Source organism: Halorubrum sp. SP9, assembly GCF_005435015.1.
Taxonomy (GTDB): Archaea; Halobacteriota; Halobacteria; order Halobacteriales; family Haloferacaceae; genus Halorubrum; species Halorubrum sodomense.
Genome location: NZ_SGXU01000294.1, coordinates 1 through 277 on the forward strand (window position 1 = coordinate 1; position 277 = coordinate 277).

Genomic DNA, 277 nt, shown 5'->3' on the forward strand with positions numbered 1-277 from the left:
GACGCTCGAGTTGCGCACGTCTCGTAGTCGCCGTCGTGGAACGACTGCGTCCATTCGTCCCAGAGCTCGTGTTCGAGCGAGGCGTCGACGGGACAGTCAGCGAGTTCCCACGGGTCGTCGTAGGTGCGGAGGACATCGTGCCAGAAACGGGCATCAGGGTCGAGGTAGACGTGCGCCAGTTCCTCGGCACGCTCGGAATCGACCTTGCTCAGCAGCGATTGAAGTTCGGGCCGGGAGATTCCCAGTCCGGAACTGGATTCGGGCCGGTACTCGGCAT

1 pseudogene is annotated in these 277 nt (G+C 63.2%); it reads right to left on the minus strand.

Features of this window, described 5'->3' with window-relative positions:
• A pseudogene (locus EXE45_RS21520) lies at nucleotides 1–277 on the minus strand (BREX-5 system phosphatase PglZ); the annotation flags it as partial.